This window comes from Streptosporangium sp. 'caverna' (genome assembly GCF_003203775.1).
GTDB classification, from domain to species: domain Bacteria; phylum Actinomycetota; class Actinomycetes; order Streptosporangiales; family Streptosporangiaceae; genus Streptosporangium; species Streptosporangium subroseum.
Map to the genome: position 1 here is coordinate 7,165,600 of NZ_CP029711.1, position 23,481 is coordinate 7,189,080.

The window sequence follows — 23,481 nt, forward strand, 5'->3', positions numbered from 1 at the left end:
TGACGCACGATGCTGGACACGCTGTCTTGTCTGGAGAGGTTCGCCATTGCGACTCGGTTGCATGCGGACTTGTCGGTGCAGAGGATTTCATTCGGGGATCCTGCTTACGTCTGCGTCCGCAATCGCTTCAGCAACACACTGGTAGAGACCGTGACCTGCTCCCCGGACGGTGGCTTCATCACCTCGTGGGGCTATCGGCTCGGCACTACCGACTACATCGAGGAGGCCGCCGCACGGCTGGCCTTCCTGCTGGCGGCGCTACCCGCCTGACACGGAGGATCCGGCGGAGAAAACCGCGGGGTCCAGTCCGACCTCGCGGGCGGCGGCGACCCGGGCGTGGTGCAGAAGGCGGGTCCGGGACATGTTTCCCGCGTTCAGGGTGTAGCGGACCACCAGGCCGTCGAGCATGCCGTCGATCCGCTCGGCCGACCCCTGAGGGTCGTCGCAGACGAACTCACCCGTGGCCACACCCTCCGTGATCACCCCGCCGAGGATCTCGATCCAGGCGCCTTCCAGCTCCAGCAGGATGGTCCGGACGTGCGGCTCGCGCACCCCGACCGCCCAGGCGTCGAGCCAGAGGATCCAGCTCTGGTCGGAGCGAGAGGCCGGGATGTAGAAGAGCAGGACGCGGTCCAGCCGCTCCACGGCGGTGCCCGGCTCCGCGACGATCTCCCTCAGCCGCTGGATCTCCGAGTCGCTGGTGCTGCGGAGCATCTCGGTGATGAGATCGTCTTTTGTGGCGAAGTGATAGTGGATCAGCCCGCCGCTCACATTGGTCGCCCTGGCGATGTCGGCGACGCGCGTGCTGGCCAGCCCCCGCTCGAGCACGACCCTTCGGGTGGCGTCGAGCAACTCCGCTCGACGCTGATCGGCCTGGTCTGCGCGGCTGCTGCGCGCCCCTCCTCCGCTGTGCACGGCGCAAGACTACAGTCGCGGTTCCCGATGCGGCGGCTCAGCCGCGGTTGCAGGACAGCCGGTCGCCGGAGCCGCCGTGCTCGGAAGCGGCGAACGCCCCGGCTCCGGGTGGCCCGTCGACCTCCACGGCCTCCGCGACCGGCCTGGACGGCGCGGCCGGCGCGGGTGGCGGGCCGTGACGGACCGGGCCGTCGGGCTCTCAACCTCGGACGGACGAGCCGGGCAGGCGCACCCGGGCGCGGGTTCCGCGGCCGGCGGCGTTCTCCAGGGTGATCTCTCCCCCGGCATCCCGTACGGCCTGCGCCACGATGGCCAGCCCCAGTCCGGAGCCGGGCATGCTGCGCGCCGAGGACGACCGCCAGAACCTGTCGAACACGTACGGCAGCTCGTCCTCCGGGATGCCAGGGCCGTGGTCCCTGACGGCCAGCTCGCCATCGCGAAGCCTTACGGTCACCGGCCCCGTCGCCGAGCCACCCCCCAGGCCCGTCGCAGGACCGCTCCCCGAGCCGTCCACCGAGCCGGGCACCCCGCCGCTTTGCGAGCCGTCCGTCGAACCGGGTGTCCCGCCGCTCCGCGAGCCGTTCACCGGTCCGGCCGTCGTGCCGCTCCCCGAGAACTTCACCGCGTTGTCCAGCAGGTTCACCACGGCCCGCTCCAGGGCGGCCTGGTCACCGTGGACATACCAGGGGCGCAGCTCGACCTCTATCGAGGTGTCGGGGGCCCGGAGCCGGGCCCGGCGCACGGCGGCCTCGACCACGTCGTGGAAGGCGACCTCGACGTACGGCTCGTGCTCGTCCTCGGAACGCGAGAGCTGCAGCAGGTCCCCGACCAGCGTGGACATCTCCTCGAACTGGGCCTTGAGGCTGTTCAGCAGTCTGCGTTTGGGGCCCGGGTCCAGCGGGCGGCCCGCGTTCTCGCTGCGCAGCAACAGGTCGATGTTGGTGCGCAGGCTGGTGAGCGGGGTGCGCAGTTCGTGCCCGGCGTCGGCGATCAGCCGCCGCTGGCGCTCGCGGGATCCGGCCAGCGCGGTGGTCATCGCGTTGAACGAGGTGCCCAGTCTGGCGATCTCGTCGGTGCCCTCGACCGGAAGCCTGGTGTCGAGGTCCTCGGTCCTGGCGACGTGCTCGACGGCCTCGGCCAGGCGGCCGACCGGGCGCAGCGCCGTACGGGAGACGAACAGCCCGGCCGAGGTCGCGCCGAGCACGCCGAGCGCGGCGACCCCGGCGAGGATCCAGGCGAGCGTGGTGAGAGTGGACTGGAACTCGGTCAGCGTCCGGGACTCCATCACCGCGAGGCCGGAACCGACGCTCCTGGTCAGCACGCGCACCTCCGCCCCCTCCTCCGTGGTGCCGTTCCTGATCGCCTCCTGCCCCGCGGGCCCCGCGGCCAGGTCGCGGTCGGCCGGAACGACCTTGACGCCGGGGGCGCCGACGACGCACCTTCCTCCCTGCGCGTCGATCACCTGGAGAGGCTGGAAACGGAACGGCAGCGGCCTGTCGGGGAAGCCCCCGGTGCAGTACTGCTGGATCCACTCGATGCCCTGCGGCCCCTTCGCCCCGTGCAGCGAACGGTCCATCTGGTCGAGCAGCTCACTCCTGACGATGAACCAGCAGACCGCCGCGCACACCGCGATCGCCACCGCGACCGCCGTCGCGACCAGCAGGGTGAGCCGCGAGCGCAGGGAGCGGCGGCCATTCACGGTGAGAGCCGCAGCACGTAGCCGACACCCCGGACGGTGTGGATCAGCCGGGGGCGTCCCGCGGTCTCGGTCTTGCGGCGCAGATACATGACGTAGACGTCGAGGGAGTTGGAGGACGGCTCGAAGTCGAAGCCCCACACCTCGCTGAGGATCTGCTCACGGGTGAGCACCTGGCGGGGATGGACCATGAGCAGCTCCAGCAGGAGATACTCGGTCCTGGTCAGTTCGAGCGGCTCGCCCGCCCGGGTGACCTCGCGGCTGAAGGTGTCCATCCGCAGGTCGCCGTAGGCCAGCACGCCGTCGTCCTCCGCCGCGGGCGCGCTCAGCGCGCCGCGCCGCAGCAGAGCCCTGACCCGGGCCAGCAGCTCGTCCAGCTCGAACGGTTTGACCAGATAGTCGTCGGCCCCGGCGTCCAGCCCCGAGACCCGGTCGCCCACGGCGTCCCTGGCGGTGAGCATGAGCACCGGCACATGGTTGCGCACCGCCCTGAGCCTGCGGCAGGCGGTCAGCCCGTCCAGCCGCGGCATCATCACGTCGAGCAGCACCAGGTCGTACGGCTCCCGCTCCAGCGTCTCCAGCGCGGCCTGCCCGTCCGAGGCCAGGCCGACCCGGTATCCCTCGAACTCCAGGCTGCTCTGCAACGCCTCCCTGAGCGCGGGCTCGTCGTCCACGACCAGCACCCGCGCGGCCTCACCGTCACCCATGGCCCCAACGCTAGACGCTCACCATGAGAGTCCTATGAATGCCCATATGTCATGAGAGCCGCCTGCACGCCCTCAGCCGTGTTCGTCCAGCGTGAGGGCCCTGGCCGGGCAGAGGCGCACCGCGTGGCGGAGGTCGGCGACGCCGGCCGCGGCGACGTCGCCGATCACCGTGACCAGCCCCTCGTCATCGGCGTCGAACACGTCCGGCAGGATGAGAGCGCACTGCCCCGACCCGATGCAGCGGCCTCGGTCCGCGACGATCCTCGCGGTCACCACGCCACCGGGAGCGCGTGCAGGCCGAAGATGGCGCCGCCGTACTTGAACGGCAGCTCGTCGTCCTCTCCCACCACACGCAGGCCGGGAATCCGCTCGAAGAGCGTGCGGTAGGCGATCTCAAGCTCGGCTCGGGCGAGGTTCTGCCCGAGGCACTGGTGCACGCCGTATCCGAACGCCACGTGGTTGCGGGCGCCGCGCCGGAGGTCGAGCTCGTCGGGACGCTCGAAGGCCCGGGGGTCCCGGTTGGCCGAGGCGCCGAGCACGAAGATGCCCTCCCCCGCCCGTACGGCCTGACCTCCGATCTCCATGTCCTCGGTCGCGACCCGGTCGAAGGCCAACCAGTCCACGATGGAGTGGTAGCGCAGCAGTTCCTCCACCGCCAGCGGCCAGCCGTCCGGGTCGGCACGCAGCCCGGCGAGCTGACCGGGGTCGCGCAGCAGCGTCAGGACGCCCAGCGGGATCATGTTCGCGGTGGTCTCGTGTCCCGCCACGAGCAGCAGGAACACCATGCCGACCAGCGCGTCGTGGGAGAGCTCCCCTGTCTCCCGCCGCGCGGTCACGAGCCGCCCGATGAGGTTGTCGCCGGGCTCCCGCTCGGCCTCGGTGATCAGCCCGTCGAGATAGTCCCGGATTTTCATGGCCGCGATCATGGAGGCCTGGGGGTCGTAGGTGGAGGTGCTGACCATCGTGCGGGTCCTGGACTGGAAGAAGTCACGGTCGGCGTAGGGCACTCCGAGGAGTCCGCAGATCACCAGCGACGGCACGGCCAGGCCGAACGCCTCGACGAGGTCGGCGGAGGGTCCCTGTTCGAGCATGTCGTCGATGAGCCGGTCGACGACCTCCTGGATGCCGGGCCGCATCTCCCTGATCCGGCGGACGCTGAACTCGGGGATCAGCATCCGCCGGTAGACGTCGTGCTCCGGCGGGTCCATGTCGATGAACTGGCCCACGTGGAACTTCGCGATCGCCTCCTCTTCCTCGTCGGAGTGAGAGAGCTCCGACAGCATGGCCATGGGGTGCCCGGGTGTGGCGGGGTCGGTGCTGATCCGGGTGTCGCTGAGCACCTGCTGTGCCTCGGCGTGCCGGGTGACCAGCCAGACCTTCCCGCCGGGAAGGTCCGCCCCGACCAGCGGCGCCTCCTCGCGGAGGCGTTCGTACTCCGGCGGGGGAGCGAACGGGCAGCTACGCGGAACGGGAAAGCTCTGGGTCATAGTCTTGCTCCTCACGGGCCATCCTCAATTGCTTACTTACATGAAAGTAAGTAAAACGAGGACGGCCGTCAAGTCATGCCATCGACCAGGAGTAGTGGAACCGCGATGAACGCCCGGCGCAGCGATACCAGGGAACGGATCCAGCAGGTCGCGCTGGAGTTGTTCGCCGAGCAGGGATACGAGAAGACCTCGCTGCGTGAGGTCGCGGAGCGACTGGAGATCACCAGGCCCGCGCTCTACTACCACTTCAAGGCCAAGGAGGACATCCTCACGAGCGTCCTGGACGACCTGAACGCCTCGATGGACGAGCTCATGAACTGGGCCCTCGCCCAGCCGCACACGGCGGAGGCCAGGCAGGGGATCCTGCGCAGGATCGCCGGACTCCTCGACGACCAGTGGCGACCGCTCGTCCGGTTCGCCCAGGTCAATCAGGCCGTCATGTCCGAGGTGGACGCCGGCGAGCAGATGCAGCACCGGATGCTGTCCATGATCTCGGTGCTGGCCACGCCCGGGGACGGGATCGTCCAGCAGTTCGAGTCCCGCCTCGCGGTGATCGCTCTCATCCTGGGCAGTCTCCCGTTCCCGGTCGGCCTGGACGTGCCCGACGAGGAACGGGCCGCGACGGCGCTGATCGTCGCCACCAAGCTGATCTCGGGGGGATAGGCACCGGCCGTCGCCACCGAACCGGCCCCAGGCCGACAGGACCGGACTCACCGCCGACCAACGCCATCGGGTCGGCCTCAGACCGACAGGACCGGTCTCACCGCCGGCCGTCGCCACCGGGCCGGTCAGGCCAGGAGCGCCATGGCCGCGTTGTGGCCGGGGATGCCGCTGACCCCGCCGCCCCGTCGGGCGCCCGCGCCGCAGAGCAGGATGCGCTCGAACTCGGTCTCCACGCCCCACCGCCCCCGCTCGCCGTACGGCCAGGACAGGTCGCGGTGGAAGATGTGGCCGCCGGGCAGGCCCGCCTCGTTCTCCAGGTCGACCGGGGTCCTCGCCTCCAGGCAGAGGCTTCCGTCGGGGGCGCGCAGCAGGCAGTCCTCGATCGGCTCGGCGAGGACCCGGTTCATCGAGGCGAGCGTGGCGCCGAGCGCGGCCTCACGCGCTCCGGCCGGATCCTCGCGGAACAGCCGGGCGGGCATGTGCAGGCCGAACAGGGTCATCGTCTGGGCTCCGGCGGCCCGCAGGCCGGGGCCGAGGATGGACGGGTCGGTCAGCGAGTGGCAGTAGACCTCGGCGGGGGGCAGCTCCGGGATCCGCCCGGCGGCGGCCTCGGCGTAGGCGCGGGCGAGCTGGTCGCGGCCCTCGTTGATGTGGAACGTGCCGCTGAACGCCGCCACGGGGTCGACACCGGCGTCCTTGAGCCGGGGCAGCCGCGACAGCACCATATTGATCTTGAGCTGCGCTCCCTCGGGCACGGGCTCGTCGGTTCCCAGCAGACGGGCGAGTACGGCGGGCGGCACGTTGGCCAGGACCCGGTCTCCCCGGACCGCGTGTTCCCCGCCGGCGTCACGGAAGGTGACCTCGCCGGAGGGATCGACGGCGAGGACCTCGGCGCCGGTCAGGATCTCGGCTCCGGCCGCTCGGGCGGCGTCCGCGAGCCCTTCGGAGACCGCGCCCATGCCGCCGACCGGGACGTTCCAGTCGCCGGTCCCGTCACCGATCACGTGATAGAGGAAGCACCGGTTGGCGAGCAGGCTCGGGTCGGAGGGGTCGGCGAAGGTGCCGATCAGCGCGTCGGTGAGTACCACTCCGCGCACGGTGTCGTCGGCGAACCGCTCGTCCACGACCTCGCCGATCGGCCGTTCGAACAGCTCCCGCCAGGCCTCGTCGCCGACGAGGTCCTGCATCGCCTCGCGGTCCACGAGGGGTTCCAGCAACGTCGGCGCCACCCGCTCCGCCACGTGGGCGGTCATCGCGTAGAGACGCCGCCACGCGTCCAGGTCGGCGGAGCCGCCGGTGACCCGGGTGAAGGAGGAGGCCGTCCGGGCGGCGTCGCCGTTGTCCACCAGCAGCCCCGTGTCCCCCACGGGCGTGTAGGACGCGTAACGGCGGCGGCGCAGCGTGACGTTGAGCCCGAGGTCCTTTGCGACCTTGGCGGGCAGGAGGCTGACGAGGTAGGAGTAGCGCGAGATCCGGGCGTCGACCCCGGCGAACGCCCGCGCCGAGACGGCGAGACCGCCGACGTGGTCGAGACGCTCCAGGACGAGGACCCGGCGGCCCGCTCGGGCAAGGTAGGCGGCGGCGACCAGGCCGTTGTGGCCGCCTCCGGCGATCACAACGTCATAGCGAGAACGGAGCACGGGACATCCCGGTGAGATGAGGGGTGACGGGGCGGGGACTCCGGATGGTCAGAGACCGGTCTGCCAGTGCGGCTCAGGACAGAGCACGCTAGATACCTCAATCACTGCCATGTCACGCACCATATATCGAAGGCGACAAACCGGTCTACGGCCACTCGCGGCTTGCCGGCCACAGGCCATCGGCGACGAATCACCGGTCGAAGGTCGCAGGTCACCGGCACACGGATCGCCGACCACCGGCACACGGGTCACCGGTCACCGCCCACAGGCCATCGGCGCACGGATCGCCGATCACCGACGCACGGGCCATCGGTCATCGGTCATCGGTCATCGACGCACGGATCCCTGGTCACCGGTCATCCGGCTCATGGATGCTCACGAGCCGCGGAGAGGGTGATCTTCAGGAGGGTCGCGGCGGGGCCTGTGGGGGTGCTGCCGCGGCGCCAGACCGCGCGCAGGCGGCGTTCGAGGTCGATGCCCTGGGTGGCCACCTCAACCAGGCGGCCGGTGGCCAGCTCCGTCTCCACCGCGTAGCCGCTGAGCACGGCGGGCGCGGCGCCCTCGCGGGCCGCGCCCTTGACCGCGGCGTTGGAGCCGAGTTCGAGTCGGGGGGCGGCGACGGCGTGGCCGGCCAGCGCGAGGTCCAGGGTCTCGCGGGTGCCGGAGCCGCGCTCGCGGACGACCAGCGGGGTGGCGGCCAGCTCGGCGGCGAGCAGCGGGGTCCGGCGCCGCGCCCACGGGTGGCCCGGCGCGACCACCACGACGAGCCGGTCGGTGGCGACCACGCGGGAGGTCAGCCCGGCCGGCACCGAGGGCCCCTCCACGAATCCGAGCTCGACCCCGCCGCCGACGAGTTTCGCCACCTCGGCCGAGTTCTGCACGTCCAGGCCGACCTGGACCGCGGACTCCCGGCTCTGCAGCTCCCCCAGCCAGCGCGGCAGCAGGTATTCGGCCACGGTCATGCTGGCCGCGATGTGCAGATGGGCCGCCCGGCCGTGCCGTACCGCCTCCACGCCGCGCATCAGCTCCTCGGCCGCCGACAGCACCTGCGTGGCCCAGGCCGAGACCATCGCACCCTGCGGGGTGAGGGTGGAGCCACGCGGGGTGCGCTCCAGCAACGGCAGCCCGAGACGGCGCTCCAGCAAAGAGATCCGCTTGCTCGCCGACGGCTGGGCGATGCCCCCGGCCCGGGCCGCCTGGCCGAGGCTGCCCAGACGGTCCACATCGACGAGCAGGCGCAGGGACTCGAGATCGGGCAGCTCACTCATAGCCCCAGGCTATGACCTTTATGGAGCCGACACCTACCGGCCGCCCGCGCCGGCACACCGATCACGGCCGTTCTTCGCCCCGTCTCCGAGGGCCGGACGCCCCCGCGGCGATCGGCGCGGCGGCCGAACACCACCGTGGCGGGCGTGTACGGCGGCCGAACACCTGCCGGACACCTGCCGGACGCTGCGAGAGCGGGAGGGACGCGGCCATCATCGGCGGGATCTCACCGATCCATGTTGTCGTCGTTGGCTGATCTTTGAGTAGACGTCTCCCGGCAAGCACCGTAACGTGCTCCTTTTAGGAGAGACCGGGCCGTTTGCACCGTTCCAAGAAGGGGCAGGAACCGGCCTCTGATGAGGAGACAGAACCAGCTCATGCGTACCATCGAACAGCCTGCCGGCAGCACGCTCCGCCCCTCACCCGAGGTGGCCGAGGCACTGGCACAGGGCGCCCCGATCGTGGCGCTCGAATCCACGATCATCTCGCACGGCCTCCCACAGCCCCGCAACCTCGAGGTCGCGGTGGAGCTGGAGGAGATCGTCCGCAAGGCCGGGGCGGTACCGGCGACGATCGCGGTGCTGGACGGCGTGGCGCGCATCGGCCTGAACAAGCACGAGCTCAAGCGGGTCGCCGGCGAGCCCGGCCTTCGCAAGCTCGGCTTCCGCGACCTGCCCGCCGCCGCCGCGCTCAGGGTCAGCGGGGCGACCACGGTCTCGGCGACCTCGTTCCTGGCCGCCAGGGCGGGCATCCGGGTCTTCGCCACCGGCGGTCTCGGCGGCGTGCACCGCGAGTGGGCCGACACCCAGGACGAGTCGGCCGACCTCGACATGCTGAGCCGTACCCGCATCACCGTCGTCTGCGCGGGCGTGAAGTCCATCCTGGACGTCCCGGCCACCCTCCAGCGGCTCGAGACGCGGGGTGTCACCATCGCGGGGTTCCGCACCGACGAGTTCCCCGGCTTCTACCTGCACACCTCCGGTGAGCCGATCGACTGGCGGATCGAGACTCCGGCCGAGGCCGCGGGCATCATGCGAGCCCAGGACGCGCTCGGCGGCCCGGAGAGCGCCCTGATCGTGGCCAACCCGGTGCCGCTGGAGGATCAGCTCGACCCCGCCCTGCACGACCGGGTCCTCGCCGAAGCCCTCGACGCGGCCGAGCGGGAGCAGGTCACCGGCCAGGCCATCACCCCGTTCCTCCTGGGGTATCTGGTGCGCGGCACCGACGGTGCCTCTCTCGAGGCGAACCTGGCCGCCGTACGAGGCAACGCCCGCATCGCCGGGCAGATCGCGGTTTCCTGGAGCCGGGGAAACTGAGGCAGTCGTGACCGGAACAGGCTTACTGGTTATCGGCGACGTGGTCACCGATGTCGTCGCACTTCACGGAGGGTCCGCCCTGTCCGGCCTGGCCGTCGGGACGGACACCGCCGCCGACATCGTGCTGCGCCCCGGCGGCTCCGGGGCCAACACCGCCTCCTGGGCCGCCCATCTGGGCGCCGACGCGCGGATCCTGACCCGGGTCGGCTTCGACACCGGCGAATGGCACGCCGCCGAGCTACGGCGCTTCGGGGTCCGGCCGCATCTGCGCGTGGACCCCGACCGGCCGACGGCCGTGGTGATCGCGATGGTCGACGTGACCGGAGAGCGTTCCATGCTCACCAACCGGGGCGCGGGCGGGCACATCAGCGTCGACGACTGGGACGAGAGCCTGCTCGACGGGGTGGACCACCTTCACCTGTCCGGATACACGCTGTTCGCCGAACCGGGCCTGCAGCTCTCCCGGCTGGCCCTGGCCCAGGCCGCCCGGCGCGGCATCTCGATCAGCGTGGATCCCGCCTCGACCGGCTTCCTGCGCTCGTTCGGCCCTGAACGGTTCATCCTGGAGACCCTGACCTCCCAGCTGATCATCCCCAACCGGGACGAGGCCCTGCTGCTCACCGGCGAGACCTCCGCCGAGCGGGCGGCCGAGAAGCTGAGCCTCCGGTACGGCGCGGCGGCGGTGAAGCTCGGTTCCCGGGGCGCGCTGATGGCCCGGGACGGAAAGTTGGCCGCCTGGGTTCCCGGAGTCGCCGCCAAGGTGATTGACTCCATTGGTGCGGGAGACGCGTTCGCCGCCGGACTGCTGACGGCCCTGCTCAAGGGGGCCGACGACGAGGCCGCGCTGGACGCCGGACGCCGCGCCGGAGCGGAGGCGGTAACACTGGTAGGCGGTCGACCGCGTACCCTTCCGTCTGATTTGAGCACCAACCAGCTTTACCCTCTTAACGCCAATTGATAGCTTGCGGCGTAGGCTGCACCATTAGCCACATGCGTCACTTTGGGGAGGTTGCGGTCCGCCGATGGATGCCGAGTCATCGATCTGCCTGAGTGATCTGGTTCCGGCCCTGCGCTGGAGCCGTCCACAGCAGATCGCCGAAGCCCTGGCCGACTCCCGCCTGCCCGCGGGCTGGTGGGCCTCGGTCACCCTGCCCAAGGCCCTCGGCATCGCCGGTCTCGACTGGGTCTGCGACCGGCTGGCCCGGCTCTCGCTGTCCCGCTGGGACCATCTGCCACTGTGTGACGTGCTGCCCGCCCTGCACGTGCACACGGTCGACCCGACCCTGCCAGGCTGGCCCGAGGCCGCGCGTTCTGCCATCTCCGGACTGGGCGGCTGGTCCCGGCTGCGCCGCCTGACCGCCGGAGACCTGAACGGGCCGTCGATGGCGGCCTCTCCCGAAGTCGTGATCACGGCCATGTTCCGCGAGGTGCTGAGCCGGATTCCCGGGATCGCCGAGCAGACGGCGCCGCCCCTGCCCGCCGCCGCGGAGGCCCCGGCGCAGATCCCGGCCCAGGTTCCCGCGCAGATGCCGGCCCAGGCCCCCGTACGGGTCCCGGAGCAGGTTCCCGCGCAGGTCGCCGCGCAGGCCCCGGTGCAGGTTCCCGCGCAGGTCCCCGCGCTGCCGGCTCCGCCGGCACCGGCCCCTCAGCCGGCTCCCGAGCCCGCGGTCCGCCTCAGCGACTACCCGCTGGTGCGTCTGGTGGACAACATGTTCCGCGACTGGAGCCCGCTGGAACGCGCGGTCGCCGTCGAACGGCTCTTCGCCGTCGACCCGATCAGCCTCCGTGCGCTCGCGCACAAGCTGAACGCCGACCGTGACGCCCTCTCGGCGGCACAGCGCGCCGCCGAGGAACGCATACTGCTCTGGTTGCGCTCCTCGGAGTCCGCCCCGCTCACCGGCCACATGTTCGGGCTCACCGAGTGGCTGGGCGCCGCCGCCACCAAGGACCAGCTCATCGGCGCCGACTCCGCGCACGCGATCGAGGTCCCCACGCTTCACACCCCGCTCTGGCGGGTGCTGGTCACGCTCATGCCCGACCGGCGGCTCCAGGACGACTGGCTCGTCGTGGGCGACCTGGGCGGCCTGCGCGACCGTACCCGCCAGCTCCTGGCGAACAAACCGATCGACGCCGACGCGGTCGCGCTCATGGAGAACCAGCTCGGCATCCGCGCCCACTCCGCCCAGGCCTGGCTCGACGCGCTCGCGGCGAGCGCCACGCGGACGGACAACTGGTCGGAGGAGGCCGCCGCCGAGGCCACCAAGCAGCTGCCGCGCCGCACACCGGGCGTCAACGGCCACCGCCACCGCGGTGGAGCGCCGATTCCGCAGGTGAGCGCCGACTCCATCGACCCGCGTGCCGCCCTGGCCGCGCTCTCGGCCCTGTCCGGCGGCAACACCCGGCCGCACCTGATCACCAGCCGTCGCGCACCGCTCCACCCGCCGACCAACCCGACCACCGACCCGAGCCGCTGGCAGCGGATAGAGGTGACCAGCGACCATCTGCGGGGCGGCCCGGTGGCCGTGCCCGAGGGGTACGCCACCCGCCTCGGCATGCGTCCCGGCACGCTGCTGTCGGTGACCGGCCCCGGTGACAACGCGGTGGTCCTGGTCTGGCGGGACCATCCCGTCTTCGACTCCCTGCAGCCGGTGCTGATGCGTCTGAACGCCCGGCCGGGCGACCAGGTGTACGTCACCGTCGACGGCTACCGCCTGGACGCCCAGCTTCCCAGCTGACGCACCTGAACGCCCGGCCGGGCGTTCAGACGGACATCACCGTGGACGGGGTCCCGGCGACGTCCGTGTTCGCGGCGTATCCGCGTTTCACGCCCATGGGCAAGGCGTCAGGCCCGGCGTAGCATGCGGTCATGGCAGTCCTTCACCCCCGGCGTATCGCGTGGGAGGGCGCGCGGGTCTTCGTCTCCGCGGCCAACGCGAACGCCTACTGGTGGCTCAGTGGCATGGTCGAGCAGCACCTCGGCGCCTCGTACCAGCTGAAGCTCTCACGGACGCGTCTCCGCCTGCAGTCGGAGACGGACACGAGGTTCCCCGGGGTCGCCGAGTTCTCCGAGGCCGGGGCCTGGCGGGTCTGCCTGGACGAGCTGCTCGACAGCCGGCCGGACGTCGCACCGCTTCTCAGCCAGATCGTCAGGGAGACTTCAGCCCGGCTGTCTCGCTGAGGCCGCATACTCGTCGACGGTGGAGCGCACCGTCCATGAGGAGACCTCGGCCCGGCTCTCTCGCCGAGGCCGCACACTCGTCGGCGACGGGGCACGCCCTCCATCCGGAGGGCGTCCGGAGAGCCGCCCGCTGCCTCCCTACACCACGGCCCTGTGCCGCCGTCGCTGCGACAGCATGCCGTCGACGGCGAACGCTCCGCCGCCGCCGAAGCCGACGGCCAGGCTGCTCGCCGCGAGGGCGAGCACGAACTCAAAGCCGCCCTCCTCCACCGTGAAGCCGTTCGCCCCGTGGACGAACACGATCGCGCCGATCATGTCCAACGCGAGCAGGGTGCCGAAGACAGGCAGCGCGACCCCCAGGATGAGGGCGACTCCGCCGACGAGCTCAAGGGCCGCCACCCCCGGCGCGGTCAAGCCAGGCAGTGGCACTCCATACGACGCGAAGGACTTCGTCACGCCGGAGAGCCCCGAGGTGAACTTCTGTATCCCGTGGAAGAGGAAGATCGCCCCGATGCCGATCCGTGCCAGTAGGAGGACGTAGGGACGCACCTTGTCAATCATGCTGATCCCTTCCTGTCATTCGAATGCGAACCAAAAATCGTGAATAGTTCAAATTCGAACAAGTCATAGAATGTATGGGTGACGGACGCGAGATGGCTCAGCAAAACGGAGATGGACGCCTGGATGTCGTACGTCGCGGCGACACATCTGCTGGAGCGGCGCGTCGAGGAGCAGTTGAAAGCCTCCGGGTTAACCCATGCCCAGTACGAGATCCTGGCAAAGCTCTCGGCCTCCGCCGGGCGGCGGCTGCGGATGACCGAGCTCGCACGTCAGGTGGTGGTGTCCAAAAGCGGGCTCACCTACCAGATCGGGCAGCTCGAAAAGAGGGGTCTCGTCGAACGGACCACCTACCCCTCCGATGACCGGGGCGTCCTCGCCGTGCTCACCGAGGAGGGCGTGCGCTGCCTGGAGCGGACCGCCCCGGGGCACGTGGCCGTCGTCCGCGCCTTCCTGATCGATCGGCTCACTCCCGACGAGCTGAGGACCATGACCCGGATCATGACGAAGGCCGCCGAGGCGATGACCTCGGCGGCCGGCTCACGGTTCGGAACGCCCTCCCCGGAGCCCTCGCCCCTCACCTGGGGCGGCTGATCCGTCTCAGGCGCGACGTAAGGAAAATCATTCGTCAGGCCGCCCCCGGCCCCTCCCCCAGCCACGGACCCGAGCGTTCCCCCTCCGCGGAGCGGTCCGGGGCACGAGAAATATCCGGTACGGCCCGCGCGGGGGAGCATGACCGCGCGAGCCGTACCGGTTCATGGCCGCATCGCCGGGTCAGGTGGCGGTGCAGCTCACGGAGGACGGCACACCGTTGGTCCCGGACCAGTTACCGGTGAAGCCGAAGGATGTGGAGGCGCCCGAGGCGAGGCTCCCGTTGTGGGCCGCGTTCCTCACCGAGACACCGGCGCCGCTCTGGGTGTGCGTGCCGTTCCAGAGCTGGGTGATGGTCTGGCCGTTCGGGAAGGACCAGCTGGCCGTCCAGCCCGCGACGGCCGCTCCCCCGGTGCTCTTCACGGTCACCTCTGCCTGGAAGCCGCCCTGCCAGGAGCCGGCGAGCTTGTAGGTGGCGGTGCAGGCCTTGCCGCCGGGCGGGGGCACGGTGGGAGTCGGCGTGGGAGTGACGGGAGGAGTCGGGGTCACGGTGGGTGTGGGGGTCGGCGTGGTGGGGGGCTGCGAGGGAGCCGCCATGGCCAGGTCGTAGGCGCGCTGCGGCACGAACTGCCCGGCCCCCGCGATGCACCCGTCCGCCTCGCCCGGCAGCTTGATCCAGAGGAACGCGTCGATCATGGAGTCGCCGGTCGCGGTCGTGCTCGGCGTGCCGATCGCCCGTCCCGCCGGGTCACACCACTCGCTGCCCTGCGGGCCGTTGCCGTTGCGGCTGGTGTCGATCACCGCGCGCAGGCGGGAGACGCCGGTGGCGGCGAGGATGTTCTTGGCGTAGGCGATCTCGGTGGAGCTCGACCGGTAGTTGGAGACGTTGAGGGAGATGCCGTCCGCGCTGTTCGCGACGTCCGCCGCCCTCAGACGGGCCGCGGCGTCGGAGGCCGACAGCCACGCCGAGTGCCCGATGTCGAAGTAGACCTTGGCCGTCGCCGAACCCGCCTTGAGCTTCTTGCCGGCGTACGCCATGGAGGCGTTGGTCTCCTGCTGCTGGGAGGCGTTCATGCAGCTGGTCATGATCGGGAGCACATCGGGCTCCAGGATGATCGCCGCGGGACGTCCCTGGAGGCCGGCCGCGACCTCGTCGATCCATTGCCGGTAGGCCGTGTGGTTGGGTGCGCCACCGGTGCTCGCGCCGCTGCAGTCCCGGTTCGGGATGTTGTAGACGACCAGGATGGGAGTCTTGCCCGCGCTCGCCGCCGCGCCGACGAACGTCGACACCTGAGCGCGCACGGCGGAGGTGTTGGTGGTGGTGAACCAGCGGGCCTGTGGCACCGCGGCGATCCGGTCGCGGATGACCGCGGCACGGGAGTCTCCCGGATTGGCCGCGACCCATTTGGCCGCGTTGGTCTGTGGATCGACGTAGAACGTTGAGTCGGCCGCGAACGCACCGGAGGCGGCGGCGACCGCAGCGCCGGACGCGACCATCAGGGCCGCGCAGAACGCGGCCAGAACTGACCTTCTTGGCATGGATCGGCTCCTTCGTGGAGGGCATGGGAGCGCTCCCACACTAGCGGCGCGACCGCCGCTCACACAGTGCCGACCGTCGAACGCTCACCCCGCGCGCTTGTGAGCTGTGCGGATGCCGTTACCGGACGTTGAAAGTTTCATCACGTGGCCGAAAGTTAAGGCGACCAGCCGTGGACGGCAACCAAGCCATCCCCATTCGGACGGGGATGCGATTATCGCGCCCGGATGAGGGCGGCCGCGCGCTCGGCGATGGCGTAGACGGTGGCGTTGGTGTTGGCGGACACGATGGAGGGCATCACGGACGCGTCGGCGACCCGCAGCCCGTCGATGCCGCGCACGCGCAGGCCGGTGTCGACGACGGCCAGGTCGTCCGCGCCGATCCTGCACGTTCCGACCTGGTGGGAGTAGGTCCGCAGGCTCCCGTACAGATAGGCGCGCACATCGTCGCCGTCCCCGTCCTTCACCTGCGGGCCCGGCAGCACCTCCGCGCCGCGCCATTCGCCCAGGGCGGCCGTGCTCCCGATCGCGCGGGCGACGCGCAGCCCCGCGGCCATCACCGTGAGGTCGCGGGGATCGCCGTAGTAGTTCGGGTCCAGGCGGGGGGCCGTTCCCGGCCGGGCGCCGGCCAGCCGGACCGAGCCGCGGCTGCGGGGGGCCATCGCCGAGAAGGCCACGGAGTAGCCCTGGCCGGGCACGGGCAGCCTGGGCGGCAGCGAGGGCGCGTAGTACGGAATCCCCAGGACCTGGATCTGGAGATCCGGCGCCTCCAGCGCGGAGTCGCTGCGGATCAGGCCGATCACTTCGCCGTGGCCGCTCACGGTGGCCGGGATCGGCCGCGCCGGGCTGTAGACGACCATGGACCTGGGGTGGTCCTGCAGGTTCGTCCCGACCCCGGGAAGATCGAGGAGGACCTCGACGCCGACCTCGCGCAGGTGGGACGCAGGGCCGATGCCCGACTGCATCAGCAGCTGCGCGGATCCCACCGTGCCCGCGGTCAGCACGACCTCTCCCCGGCACTCCGCCGTGAGCACCTCACCGCCCATCTCGTACTCCACGCCGGTGCAGCGGCCGGCCACCGCTCGCACCCGGTGCGCCGTCGCGTCGGTGACCACCACGAGATTGGGGCGGTGCAGTACCGGAAGGAGATAGGCGTCCGCGGCGCTCTGCCGCCTGCCGTCGACGATGTTCCGGTCCACCAGGCCGAAGCCCTCCTCCAGACCGGCGCTGATGTCCTCCGCCGCCGGGTAACCGAGCTCGGCCGCCGCGGCGAGTGCGGCCTCCGACACCGGATGGGGCGATGACGGCGGGGTCACCGTCAGGGGGCCGTCGACGCCCCGGAGCGCGGGGTCGCGCCCCTCGGCGTGTTCGCTGCGCCGCAGGTATGGGAGCAGGTCGTCGAACCCCCAGCCCTCGGCGCCGGCTCCGACCCACGCGTCGTAACTCGAACGGTGACCGCGGACGAACGCCATGCCGTTGATGGCCGAGGATCCGCCGAGGCCACGCCCGCGCGGCCAGGGAATCCTCGTCCCCGTCGCGGCCTGCGCCACCGAGGTGCCGGACCAGTCAGCCGACGTCCCCTGCAGGCTCATCCAGTCGGGCGGCAGTGCCTCCAACGGCTTGCGCGCACCGGCCTCCAGCAGGAGTACGCGCGCGTCCGCGTCCTCCGACAACCGCGCGGCCATCACGCAGCCGGCCGTCCCCCCGCCCACGACGATGTAGTCGTAACCGTCCACGGCGGGCCCTCCTTGCCTCAGTGATCGCAACACGTACGGCGCACATCGCAATTTTCATCATAAATAGGGTGATACGGGAGGATTTAGCCCATGCCCTCGAATGCCCCCCGGCGCCCCTGGTGCGGCTCGCCCGCTTTCGCCACGGGTGAGAAATGCCCACCGGCGTGAGGAGGCACGCCACCGACCGCGATCTGCCGCTCTTCCCTGCCGCATAACCATCGACGGTGTCATCACACACGGCGGCGCGTCGAAGATCGATAGCTGTGACACCTACTGGCCCGTGCCCCGGCGCAAACGGTATTCTTCTCCCCTCGTGACTACTTCGGATCCTGGGCAACAGCATTCCTCCGCTCGCCTCGGGTGGCGGGAGAGCAACCGCGCATGGTGGGACGAGCGCGTACCACTGCACGCCGCCAGCGAACTCTTCGACGTCACCGGCTTCCAGGCAGGTCGAGACACGCTGCGCCCCTTCGAGGCGGCAGAGGTCGGCGACGTCACGGGCAAGACCCTGCTGCACCTGCAGTGCGGCATCGGACTGGACACCCTCTCCTGGGCCCGGCGCGGAGCCCGGGTCACCGGCCTGGACTTCTCCGAACCGGCCATCGAAAGGGCCCGTACGCTCGCCGCCGAGATCGGTGTGGCCGACGCCCGCTTCGTGGCCGCCGACGTCTACAACGCCACGCAGACTCTGGAGGAGGAGACGTTCGACATCCTCTACACGGGGATCGGCGCGCTGTGCTGGCTACCGGACCTCGGCCTGTGGGCGCGGACCGTGGCCTCGCTGATGGCGCCCGGTGGTTTCCTCTATCTCGTCGAGCGTCACCCGATCGCGGAGGTTCTGGGCAAGGACGGTCGCACGGTCACGCGCGACTACTTCCTGCGCGAGGCCGCCGTCACCGACGAGGCCGGCAGCTATGCCGACCAGAGCGCGCAGACCACGGTCAACCGCAGTGTGCAATGGCAGCACGGACTCGGCGACGTGGTCAGCACGCTTGTCGCGTCCGGCCTGCGCCTGGAGTTCTTACACGAGCACGCCTTCACGTTCTATCCCCAGTTCCCCGTCCTGCAACAGACCGTGCAGGGCATCTACCGCATCCCCGCCGGGCAACCACAGGTGCCGCTGGTCTACTCCCTGCGCGCGGCGAAGCAATAGTGCCGTTGAGGCTCTTCGGAGAGCTCGCCCCAGCAAATCAACAAACGTTACTCAACCCGCGGACATCGTTTCGATGGCTCACCGTATGCTCGCGGCGACGCAGATACGCCGCAAGCACTTCCCTCCGGCCGATACTCACATTGCGGCGATGCCCTGCATGAAAAATCAATCGAGCATATTCTGGCCACAGTGTCGAGAGAGATCACCATGTCGATCAGCATTCAATTCGATGGCAGCGATTCCGAGCAGGAATTACGTTCCCTCCACGGGTGGCTGTTGGATGACCCCGACGTGCGCAAACATGCGAAAGTCCTGCTGGATGGCGCTCCCCCCAGCGACGGAGAGATGGGCTCCGCGCTGGAAGTGATCAAACTGATCACGGACGGTGGTTTCCAGGCTCTTACCTTGGCACTCGCCTATGTCTCCTGGCGTTCCACCCGCCCGGCGAAACCATCCATCACCATCGAGCGCAACGGCACGAAGATCGTTGTACCGGATGGTGATCCCGAGGCCGTGGAGAAAATCGTCCGCATGCTCGAATCAGATCGACCATGAGCATGGTCCCCGATCCCCGCCGTTCTCGCGCCGTGCTGATCGGGACGGCACGGTATGACTCGCTTCCCGCGCTGACCTCGGTGGAAGACAATCTGCTGTCCCTCGCCGAAGCGTTGACCGCGAGTGAGACTTGGGGGCTTCCCTCCGAGCACGTGACGGTCGTGCCCGATCCGGCGACGAGCACGGACATGCTGGATCCCATTGTCCATGCGGCGGACGAGGCCACTGACACCATGGTCCTCTACTACGCGGGCCACGGGCTGATCGATCCTCGCCGAGGAGAACTGCACCTGGCCCTGGTGGGGTCCGATTCCCAGCGCATCTACACCGCCGTGTCCTACGCCCACATCAGAGACGCGTTGCTGGGAAGCCGCGCGACCCGCCGCATCGTCATTCTGGACTGCTGTTACAGCGGACGAGCGCTGGGCACGATGGCCGATCCCATCACCGCCGCTGTCGACGAGGCCAGCACCGAGGGCACCTACGTTCTGGCCGCGACGGCGGAGAACCAGAAGGCACTAGCGCCCGTGGGCGAGCCACACACCGCTTTCACCGCCGAACTACTGAGGGTCTTCCAAGACGGCATTCACGGGCATGGCGCGCTACTTGATCTGGACACCATCTACAACCACGTCCGCGCGGTCATGCGCGGCAAAGGACGCCCGTTACCGCAGAAGCGCGATCGCAACACCGCGGGACAACTGACCCTGATCCGGAACAGGGCTTACGTCTCCCCCAGAGAGCCGGCTCCGGCCGCCCCGGTACTGAGGGCAACCCGTCCGCCGAACACCACTTCGGCAAGATCCCGGACAAATCCCAGCGTTTCTCCGACCACTGAAGCACGTTCGGAGGAGCCCGGCTATATGCCCATCGACCCGCCGAAGCCCAAGGCCCTCATGAGCTCACAACTGGTGTATGAGCGTGGCTTCGATTCCAGCTATCACACAGGAGGCCTCCGCGCAGCCCAGGGAAAGTGCTCCTGGCACGGAAAGACATGCGACGAGAACGTCGTTGCCAGTGTGGTGGTTCGTCACCGGGGTGGAGAGACCTGGCACGCCGTGTGTCAGCGCGCCCTCGACACTCTCCGCGCAGGCCAAGCTGCCGAGGCCTCTATCCGATCGGCGAACGCTGACGCGTAGGCGGATGTTCCAGCTAGTGCTTCGTTCCTTTTTGGACGATCAGGTCGGCTGGCAATGCTTTTTGTGGCTCATCGCAGAAGAGGGTGTAGTTGGGGTCCGAAGCCGCCGGTGTCGAGCAGACTGCGGGTGAAGTTGGTCAAGGGCGGCGCCGCGGAGGTGTTCGAGTCGGCCGTTGATGGCCTCGGTCGGGCCGTTGGACGTGCCGGGTCGGTCGAAGTAGGCCGGCACGTCAGCGGCGCGGTGTTTCAGTGTTCTGCCGAGTCGGCTTAGCTCGGCAGTCCGGCCGGGACGCCGTGGTCGATCGGTCGTCAGGTCAGCAGGGCAGCAGGGCAGCAGGGCAGCAGGGCAGCAGGGCAGCAGGTAGCGTCACGCACGCGCCTAGGGCGCAGCCGCGGTCTTCGGGGGTCGGTGATCGTCCGGTGGCGTTTGGCCGATCAGGCGCGGTCGTGGAGAGTGACCTGGTAGCCGTCGGGGTCGGCGAAGGTGAATGTCCGGCCGAAGGGGCCGTCGATCGGTGCGGAGACGATGGTGTGACCGTCGGCGACGAGAGCATCGTGAATGGCCTGGACGTCTGTGGCGTGGAGCCAGATCGCGGCACCGATGCCGGGCTGAGCAACGGATGCGAGATCGGTGCCGGGAACGACGTCGCGGAGTGCGAACGCGATCGGCTTCGTCTCGAAGACGACCGCGTGCGGAGGTCCGGCCTGCGAGCGGACGAGGCCCAGGTACTGCTCGTAGAACGCCTGCGAAGCGTCGAGGTCGCGCGCTTGGAGCGAGATGAAGTCGGGGCCGGTGGCGGGCATGACAATGCTCCTTCTTTGCGTGTCAACTTCCTGACACAGGTCAATCTATGTCAGAATCCTGACATGAGTCAAAACGACGCCGGCGTCGACCTGGAGACGTCACTGGGCTACCTGCTGAAAGAGGCCTCGAGCGCCCTCCGCGCAGCCATGGAGGAGGTGCTGCGGCCGCTCGGGATGAGCGTGACGCGCTACTCCTGCCTCGAGCTGCTGGCCCAACGACCGGGCTTGTCGAACTCCGAGCTCGCGCGGGGCGCGTTCGTGACACGGCAGTCGATGAACGTGCTGCTCCAGGCCCTGGAACGAGAGGGCTACGTGACCAGGCCCGCAGAGGCACCTGTCGGAAAGGTTCTTCCCACGCGGCTCACACCTCGCGGCCGACGAATCCTCGAGAAAGCAACCGTGGCGGTCCGGTCCGTCGAGGTCAGAATGCTGGCCGGCATGACAGAGACCGAGCAGTCAGGCGCATTCCGGATCCTGCAGAGCATGATCCATTCTCTGCGCGATGGCAACGACGGTGCATAGCTCGTTCCCCGGCGCACGTGTCGTTGCGCCCGGACAGGAGTGCAACCGAGCGTGAAAATCTGTACAGGCGACCTCGAGAACCGACAGCCCCCGACTACACCCTCTTCTGCGATGAGCCCTTTTTGTCTCTAACGGAGCGGTCCAGCTCGGCCGGCACGATCGTGGTGATCACCGAGAATCCGTTCAGCCATAACAGCGCCTCCACCCGCCGATACTCACCGGACATCCGCGTATCCAGCAGGTATTCATTCCCAAGGGCGGCTGCCGGCTCAACCCGCAGGAAGTCTGGTGGCGCATCTTCCGCCGCGTGGAAGGGCTACCGGCTCGCCTCCTGGGCGGCTCGCACCCTCACGTCCACGCCGTCGAGGACGCACTCCAGGCCGGACCTGAAGTTGGCCAGCGGGTCGGCGTCCTCGGTAAGGCCACCGGCGGCGATGACCTCGGCCAGGGCGGGGAACCGTTCGGTGACCACCAGGCGGGCGAGGATCTCGCCGTACTCCCGCATGGCCTCCGCCTCGTCGGCGCCGGCCCTGAGCAGGTTCGCCGAGATCTGCGCCTCGCCTCGTACGTAGTGCATCACCAGTAGGACCACCGACATCCTGTCGTGCGGATGCAGTGCCGTGCCGCCGAGCGTGCGCAGGCCCGCGTCCATCCAGGCGAGTTGCCCGGGGTCCATCGGCGGACCGACGGCGACCTGCAGGATCCACGGGTGACGGTGGTAGACGCCGAGCAGACCGAGGGCCCACTCCGACAGCGCCGCGCGCCAGTCGGCCGGTGCGGTGCCGAACTCCGGAGGCGGCCCCGGGGCGGCGTCCAGCATGAACACCTGCAGCTCGTCCTTGTTCGCGACGTGCCGATACAGCGACATGGTGGCGCAGCCCAGCCGCTCGGCGAGGCGCGCCATGGACAGGGCCGACATGCCGTCGGCGTCGGCGAGGTCGATGGCCGTCGCCACGATCCGCTCCAGGCTGAGGGCCTGAGCCGGGCCTCTGGTGCGCTGTCGCGAACGGCCCCAGAGGACTTCCAGCGTGCGGGGCAGCTCGCCCTCGGTGTTCTCGCTCATCGCGTTCATCCTAGCGGTCTGCGTATTTCATACGCCCAGCGTATTTCATACGCACTGCGTATCATCTACGCTCAGCGTACGTCATACGCATCGCCTATTCACCGATCGGAGCCGTCATGCGCACGACCGCGGAAAACCCGCCGCCCCCCGCCAGTGATACTTCGCTCCCCGCCGCCAAGCGCAGGCGCTGGTGGCAGCGTCCGTGGATGGCACCGCTGGGCTTCGTGGTGGTCCTGTTCCTCGCGTTCTCGTTACCGCCGTATCTCATCGGCGATCCCGCCCAGTCGCGGGTTCCCCAGCCCCCCGGGTTCCCGGCGCACTACCCCCTGCTGGTGGCCCACGTCATGTTCGCCTCGATCGCGATGCTCACCTGCTTCATGCAGGTGTGGCCCTGGTTCCGTCAGCGCCATCCGGTCATCCACCGGTACATCGGCCGGACCTACGTCTTCGCCGGTGTGCTGCCGGCCGGCCTGACGGGGCTGGTCATCGGGGCGCTCACGCCGTTCGGGCCGGTACTGGCGGTCAGCAACGTGATGCTCGCACTGCTGTGGCTCGCGTTCACCGCCACCGGTTACCGGATGGCCCGGCAGCGGCGATACGTCGAGCACCGGCGCTGGATGCTGCGCAGCTTCGCGCTGACGTTCTCCATCATCACAAACCGGATCTGGGGAGTGATCGTGACCGTGGCGCTCAGCCCGTCGTTGGAGACTACGTTCCAGGGCAACGAGACGATGTTCGCCTGGACCATCTCCGGCCTCTCCGGCTGGCTGGGGTGGACGGTGATCCTTCTGGTCGTCGAGTGGTGGCTGGAGCGCGGCCACACGAGGAAACACCGCACCCGGGCGCGGCGCGCACCCGATCTCACACCCGTCAACTGAGCACGCGTTTGGATGAGCACGGGTACCCGCAAGGGTCGACGGAGCCGACGGTGGTGGGCAGGGCATAGCAGGCAGATCC

24 protein-coding genes and 1 pseudogene are annotated in these 23,481 nt (G+C 69.7%); 12 read left to right on the forward strand and 13 right to left on the reverse strand.

Annotated elements, in window-relative coordinates:
• Positions 1-9: 9 nt before the first annotated feature.
• Positions 10-270, forward strand: coding sequence for a hypothetical protein (locus tag DKM19_RS31345; RefSeq protein WP_089207103.1), 261 nt, complete (start codon positions 10-12; stop codon positions 268-270).
• Here the strand turns inward: DKM19_RS31345 and DKM19_RS31350 are convergent.
• From DKM19_RS31350 to DKM19_RS31370, 5 genes are all read right to left on the reverse strand, one after another.
• On the reverse strand, positions 259-852 hold the full coding sequence (locus tag DKM19_RS31350; RefSeq protein ID WP_162641916.1) for a TetR/AcrR family transcriptional regulator: 594 nt from the start codon (positions 850-852) through the stop codon (positions 259-261). The two genes, DKM19_RS31345 and DKM19_RS31350, sit on opposite strands and share 12 nt — an antisense overlap.
• A gap of 262 nt (positions 853-1,114) precedes the next feature.
• A complete protein-coding gene (locus tag DKM19_RS31355) occupies positions 1,115-2,614 on the reverse strand; it encodes a cell wall metabolism sensor histidine kinase WalK (RefSeq protein WP_239513680.1) in 1,500 nt (499 codons plus the stop codon).
• A complete protein-coding gene (locus tag DKM19_RS31360; protein WP_089207106.1) occupies positions 2,611-3,318 on the reverse strand; it encodes a response regulator transcription factor in 708 nt (235 codons plus the stop codon). The genes DKM19_RS31355 and DKM19_RS31360 overlap by 4 nt, the downstream gene beginning before the upstream one ends.
• A gap of 72 nt (positions 3,319-3,390) precedes the next feature.
• Positions 3,391-3,591, reverse strand: a complete 201-nt coding sequence (locus DKM19_RS31365) for a ferredoxin (RefSeq protein WP_110700618.1) — start codon at positions 3,589-3,591, stop codon at positions 3,391-3,393.
• Positions 3,588-4,820: a cytochrome P450 gene (locus DKM19_RS31370; protein ID WP_239513681.1), complete on the reverse strand. Its 1,233-nt coding sequence runs from the start codon at positions 4,818-4,820 to the stop codon at positions 3,588-3,590. Before DKM19_RS31370 ends, DKM19_RS31365 begins: the two co-directional genes overlap by 4 nt.
• Before the next feature lie 90 nt (positions 4,821-4,910).
• On the opposite strand from DKM19_RS31370, the gene DKM19_RS31375 reads away from it, so the two are divergent.
• Positions 4,911-5,468, forward strand: coding sequence for a TetR/AcrR family transcriptional regulator (locus tag DKM19_RS31375; protein WP_162641918.1), 558 nt, complete (start codon positions 4,911-4,913; stop codon positions 5,466-5,468).
• A 125-nt stretch (positions 5,469-5,593) separates the two neighbouring features.
• On the opposite strand, the gene DKM19_RS31380 is transcribed toward DKM19_RS31375, so the two are convergent.
• On the reverse strand, positions 5,594-7,108 hold the full coding sequence (locus DKM19_RS31380; protein WP_110700624.1) for an NAD(P)/FAD-dependent oxidoreductase: 1,515 nt from the start codon (positions 7,106-7,108) through the stop codon (positions 5,594-5,596).
• Positions 7,109-7,473: 365 nt separating this feature from the next.
• The gene (locus DKM19_RS31385) at positions 7,474-8,376 is read right to left on the reverse strand and encodes a LysR family transcriptional regulator (RefSeq protein ID WP_110700626.1); all 903 of its coding nucleotides are present in this window, start codon (positions 8,374-8,376) and stop codon (positions 7,474-7,476) included.
• A 375-nt stretch (positions 8,377-8,751) separates the two neighbouring features.
• On the opposite strand from DKM19_RS31385, the gene DKM19_RS31390 reads away from it, so the two are divergent.
• The 4 genes from DKM19_RS31390 (at position 8,752) to DKM19_RS31405 (ending at position 12,868) form a co-directional block, all read left to right on the forward strand.
• A complete protein-coding gene (locus tag DKM19_RS31390; RefSeq protein WP_110700628.1) occupies positions 8,752-9,690 on the forward strand; it encodes a pseudouridine-5'-phosphate glycosidase in 939 nt (312 codons plus the stop codon).
• A 7-nt stretch (positions 9,691-9,697) separates the two neighbouring features.
• Complete coding sequence (locus DKM19_RS31395) at positions 9,698-10,648, forward strand: carbohydrate kinase family protein (RefSeq protein WP_110700633.1); 951 nt, start codon at positions 9,698-9,700, stop codon at positions 10,646-10,648.
• 64 nt (positions 10,649-10,712) lie between these two features.
• A complete protein-coding gene (locus DKM19_RS31400; protein WP_110700635.1) occupies positions 10,713-12,425 on the forward strand; it encodes a hypothetical protein in 1,713 nt (570 codons plus the stop codon).
• A gap of 131 nt (positions 12,426-12,556) precedes the next feature.
• Complete coding sequence (locus DKM19_RS31405) at positions 12,557-12,868, forward strand: hypothetical protein (protein WP_110700637.1); 312 nt, start codon at positions 12,557-12,559, stop codon at positions 12,866-12,868.
• Between the two features lie 138 nt (positions 12,869-13,006).
• Here the strand turns inward: DKM19_RS31405 and DKM19_RS31410 are convergent, their stop codons facing one another.
• Complete coding sequence (locus tag DKM19_RS31410; protein ID WP_110700639.1) at positions 13,007-13,429, reverse strand: DoxX family protein; 423 nt, start codon at positions 13,427-13,429, stop codon at positions 13,007-13,009.
• Between the two features lie 78 nt (positions 13,430-13,507).
• Here DKM19_RS31410 and DKM19_RS31415 point away from each other — a divergent pair, with 78 nt between their 5' ends.
• Complete coding sequence (locus DKM19_RS31415) at positions 13,508-14,020, forward strand: MarR family winged helix-turn-helix transcriptional regulator (RefSeq protein ID WP_110700641.1); 513 nt, start codon at positions 13,508-13,510, stop codon at positions 14,018-14,020.
• Positions 14,021-14,200: 180 nt separating this feature from the next.
• Here DKM19_RS31415 and DKM19_RS31420 read toward each other — a convergent pair whose 3' ends face one another.
• Complete coding sequence (locus DKM19_RS31420) at positions 14,201-15,556, reverse strand: glycoside hydrolase family 6 protein (RefSeq protein ID WP_110700643.1); 1,356 nt, start codon at positions 15,554-15,556, stop codon at positions 14,201-14,203.
• A 212-nt stretch (positions 15,557-15,768) separates the two neighbouring features.
• Positions 15,769-17,289: a GMC family oxidoreductase gene (locus DKM19_RS31425; RefSeq protein WP_110700645.1), complete on the reverse strand. Its 1,521-nt coding sequence runs from the start codon at positions 17,287-17,289 to the stop codon at positions 15,769-15,771.
• A 313-nt stretch (positions 17,290-17,602) separates the two neighbouring features.
• Between DKM19_RS31425 and DKM19_RS31430 the strand changes: the two genes are divergently transcribed.
• The 3 genes from DKM19_RS31430 to DKM19_RS31440 all read left to right on the forward strand — a co-directional run bounded on the left by DKM19_RS31430 (position 17,603) and on the right by DKM19_RS31440 (position 20,136).
• Entirely contained in the window at positions 17,603-18,442 is an 840-nt protein-coding gene (locus DKM19_RS31430) for a bifunctional 2-polyprenyl-6-hydroxyphenol methylase/3-demethylubiquinol 3-O-methyltransferase UbiG (RefSeq protein WP_239513682.1), read from the forward strand.
• A gap of 207 nt (positions 18,443-18,649) precedes the next feature.
• Complete coding sequence (locus tag DKM19_RS31435) at positions 18,650-18,997, forward strand: hypothetical protein (protein WP_162641919.1); 348 nt, start codon at positions 18,650-18,652, stop codon at positions 18,995-18,997.
• On the forward strand, positions 18,994-20,136 hold the full coding sequence (locus tag DKM19_RS31440; protein ID WP_110700651.1) for a caspase family protein: 1,143 nt from the start codon (positions 18,994-18,996) through the stop codon (positions 20,134-20,136). The genes DKM19_RS31435 and DKM19_RS31440 overlap by 4 nt, the downstream gene beginning before the upstream one ends.
• A 68-nt stretch (positions 20,137-20,204) precedes the next feature.
• On the opposite strand, the pseudogene DKM19_RS31445 reads toward DKM19_RS31440, so the two are convergent.
• Together DKM19_RS31445 and DKM19_RS31450 are read right to left on the reverse strand one after the other, a co-directional pair.
• Positions 20,205-20,424, reverse strand: a pseudogene (locus tag DKM19_RS31445) (transposase); the annotation flags it as partial.
• Positions 20,425-20,570: 146 nt separating this feature from the next.
• Positions 20,571-20,939 (reverse strand): VOC family protein, encoded by a 369-nt coding sequence (locus DKM19_RS31450; protein ID WP_020549970.1) that lies wholly within the window; start codon positions 20,937-20,939, stop codon positions 20,571-20,573.
• Positions 20,940-21,002: 63 nt separating this feature from the next.
• On the opposite strand from DKM19_RS31450, the gene DKM19_RS31455 reads away from it, so the two are divergent.
• Entirely contained in the window at positions 21,003-21,461 is a 459-nt protein-coding gene (locus DKM19_RS31455) for a MarR family winged helix-turn-helix transcriptional regulator (RefSeq protein ID WP_110700653.1), read from the forward strand.
• Positions 21,462-21,777: 316 nt separating this feature from the next.
• Here DKM19_RS31455 and DKM19_RS31460 read toward each other — a convergent pair whose 3' ends face one another.
• The gene (locus tag DKM19_RS31460) at positions 21,778-22,524 is read right to left on the reverse strand and encodes a TetR/AcrR family transcriptional regulator (RefSeq protein WP_110706136.1); all 747 of its coding nucleotides are present in this window, start codon (positions 22,522-22,524) and stop codon (positions 21,778-21,780) included.
• A 116-nt stretch (positions 22,525-22,640) separates the two neighbouring features.
• Between DKM19_RS31460 and DKM19_RS31465 the strand changes: the two genes are divergently transcribed.
• Positions 22,641-23,402 (forward strand): DUF2306 domain-containing protein, encoded by a 762-nt coding sequence (locus DKM19_RS31465; RefSeq protein WP_204358331.1) that lies wholly within the window; start codon positions 22,641-22,643, stop codon positions 23,400-23,402.
• The last annotated feature ends 79 nt before the right edge of the window (positions 23,403-23,481 follow it).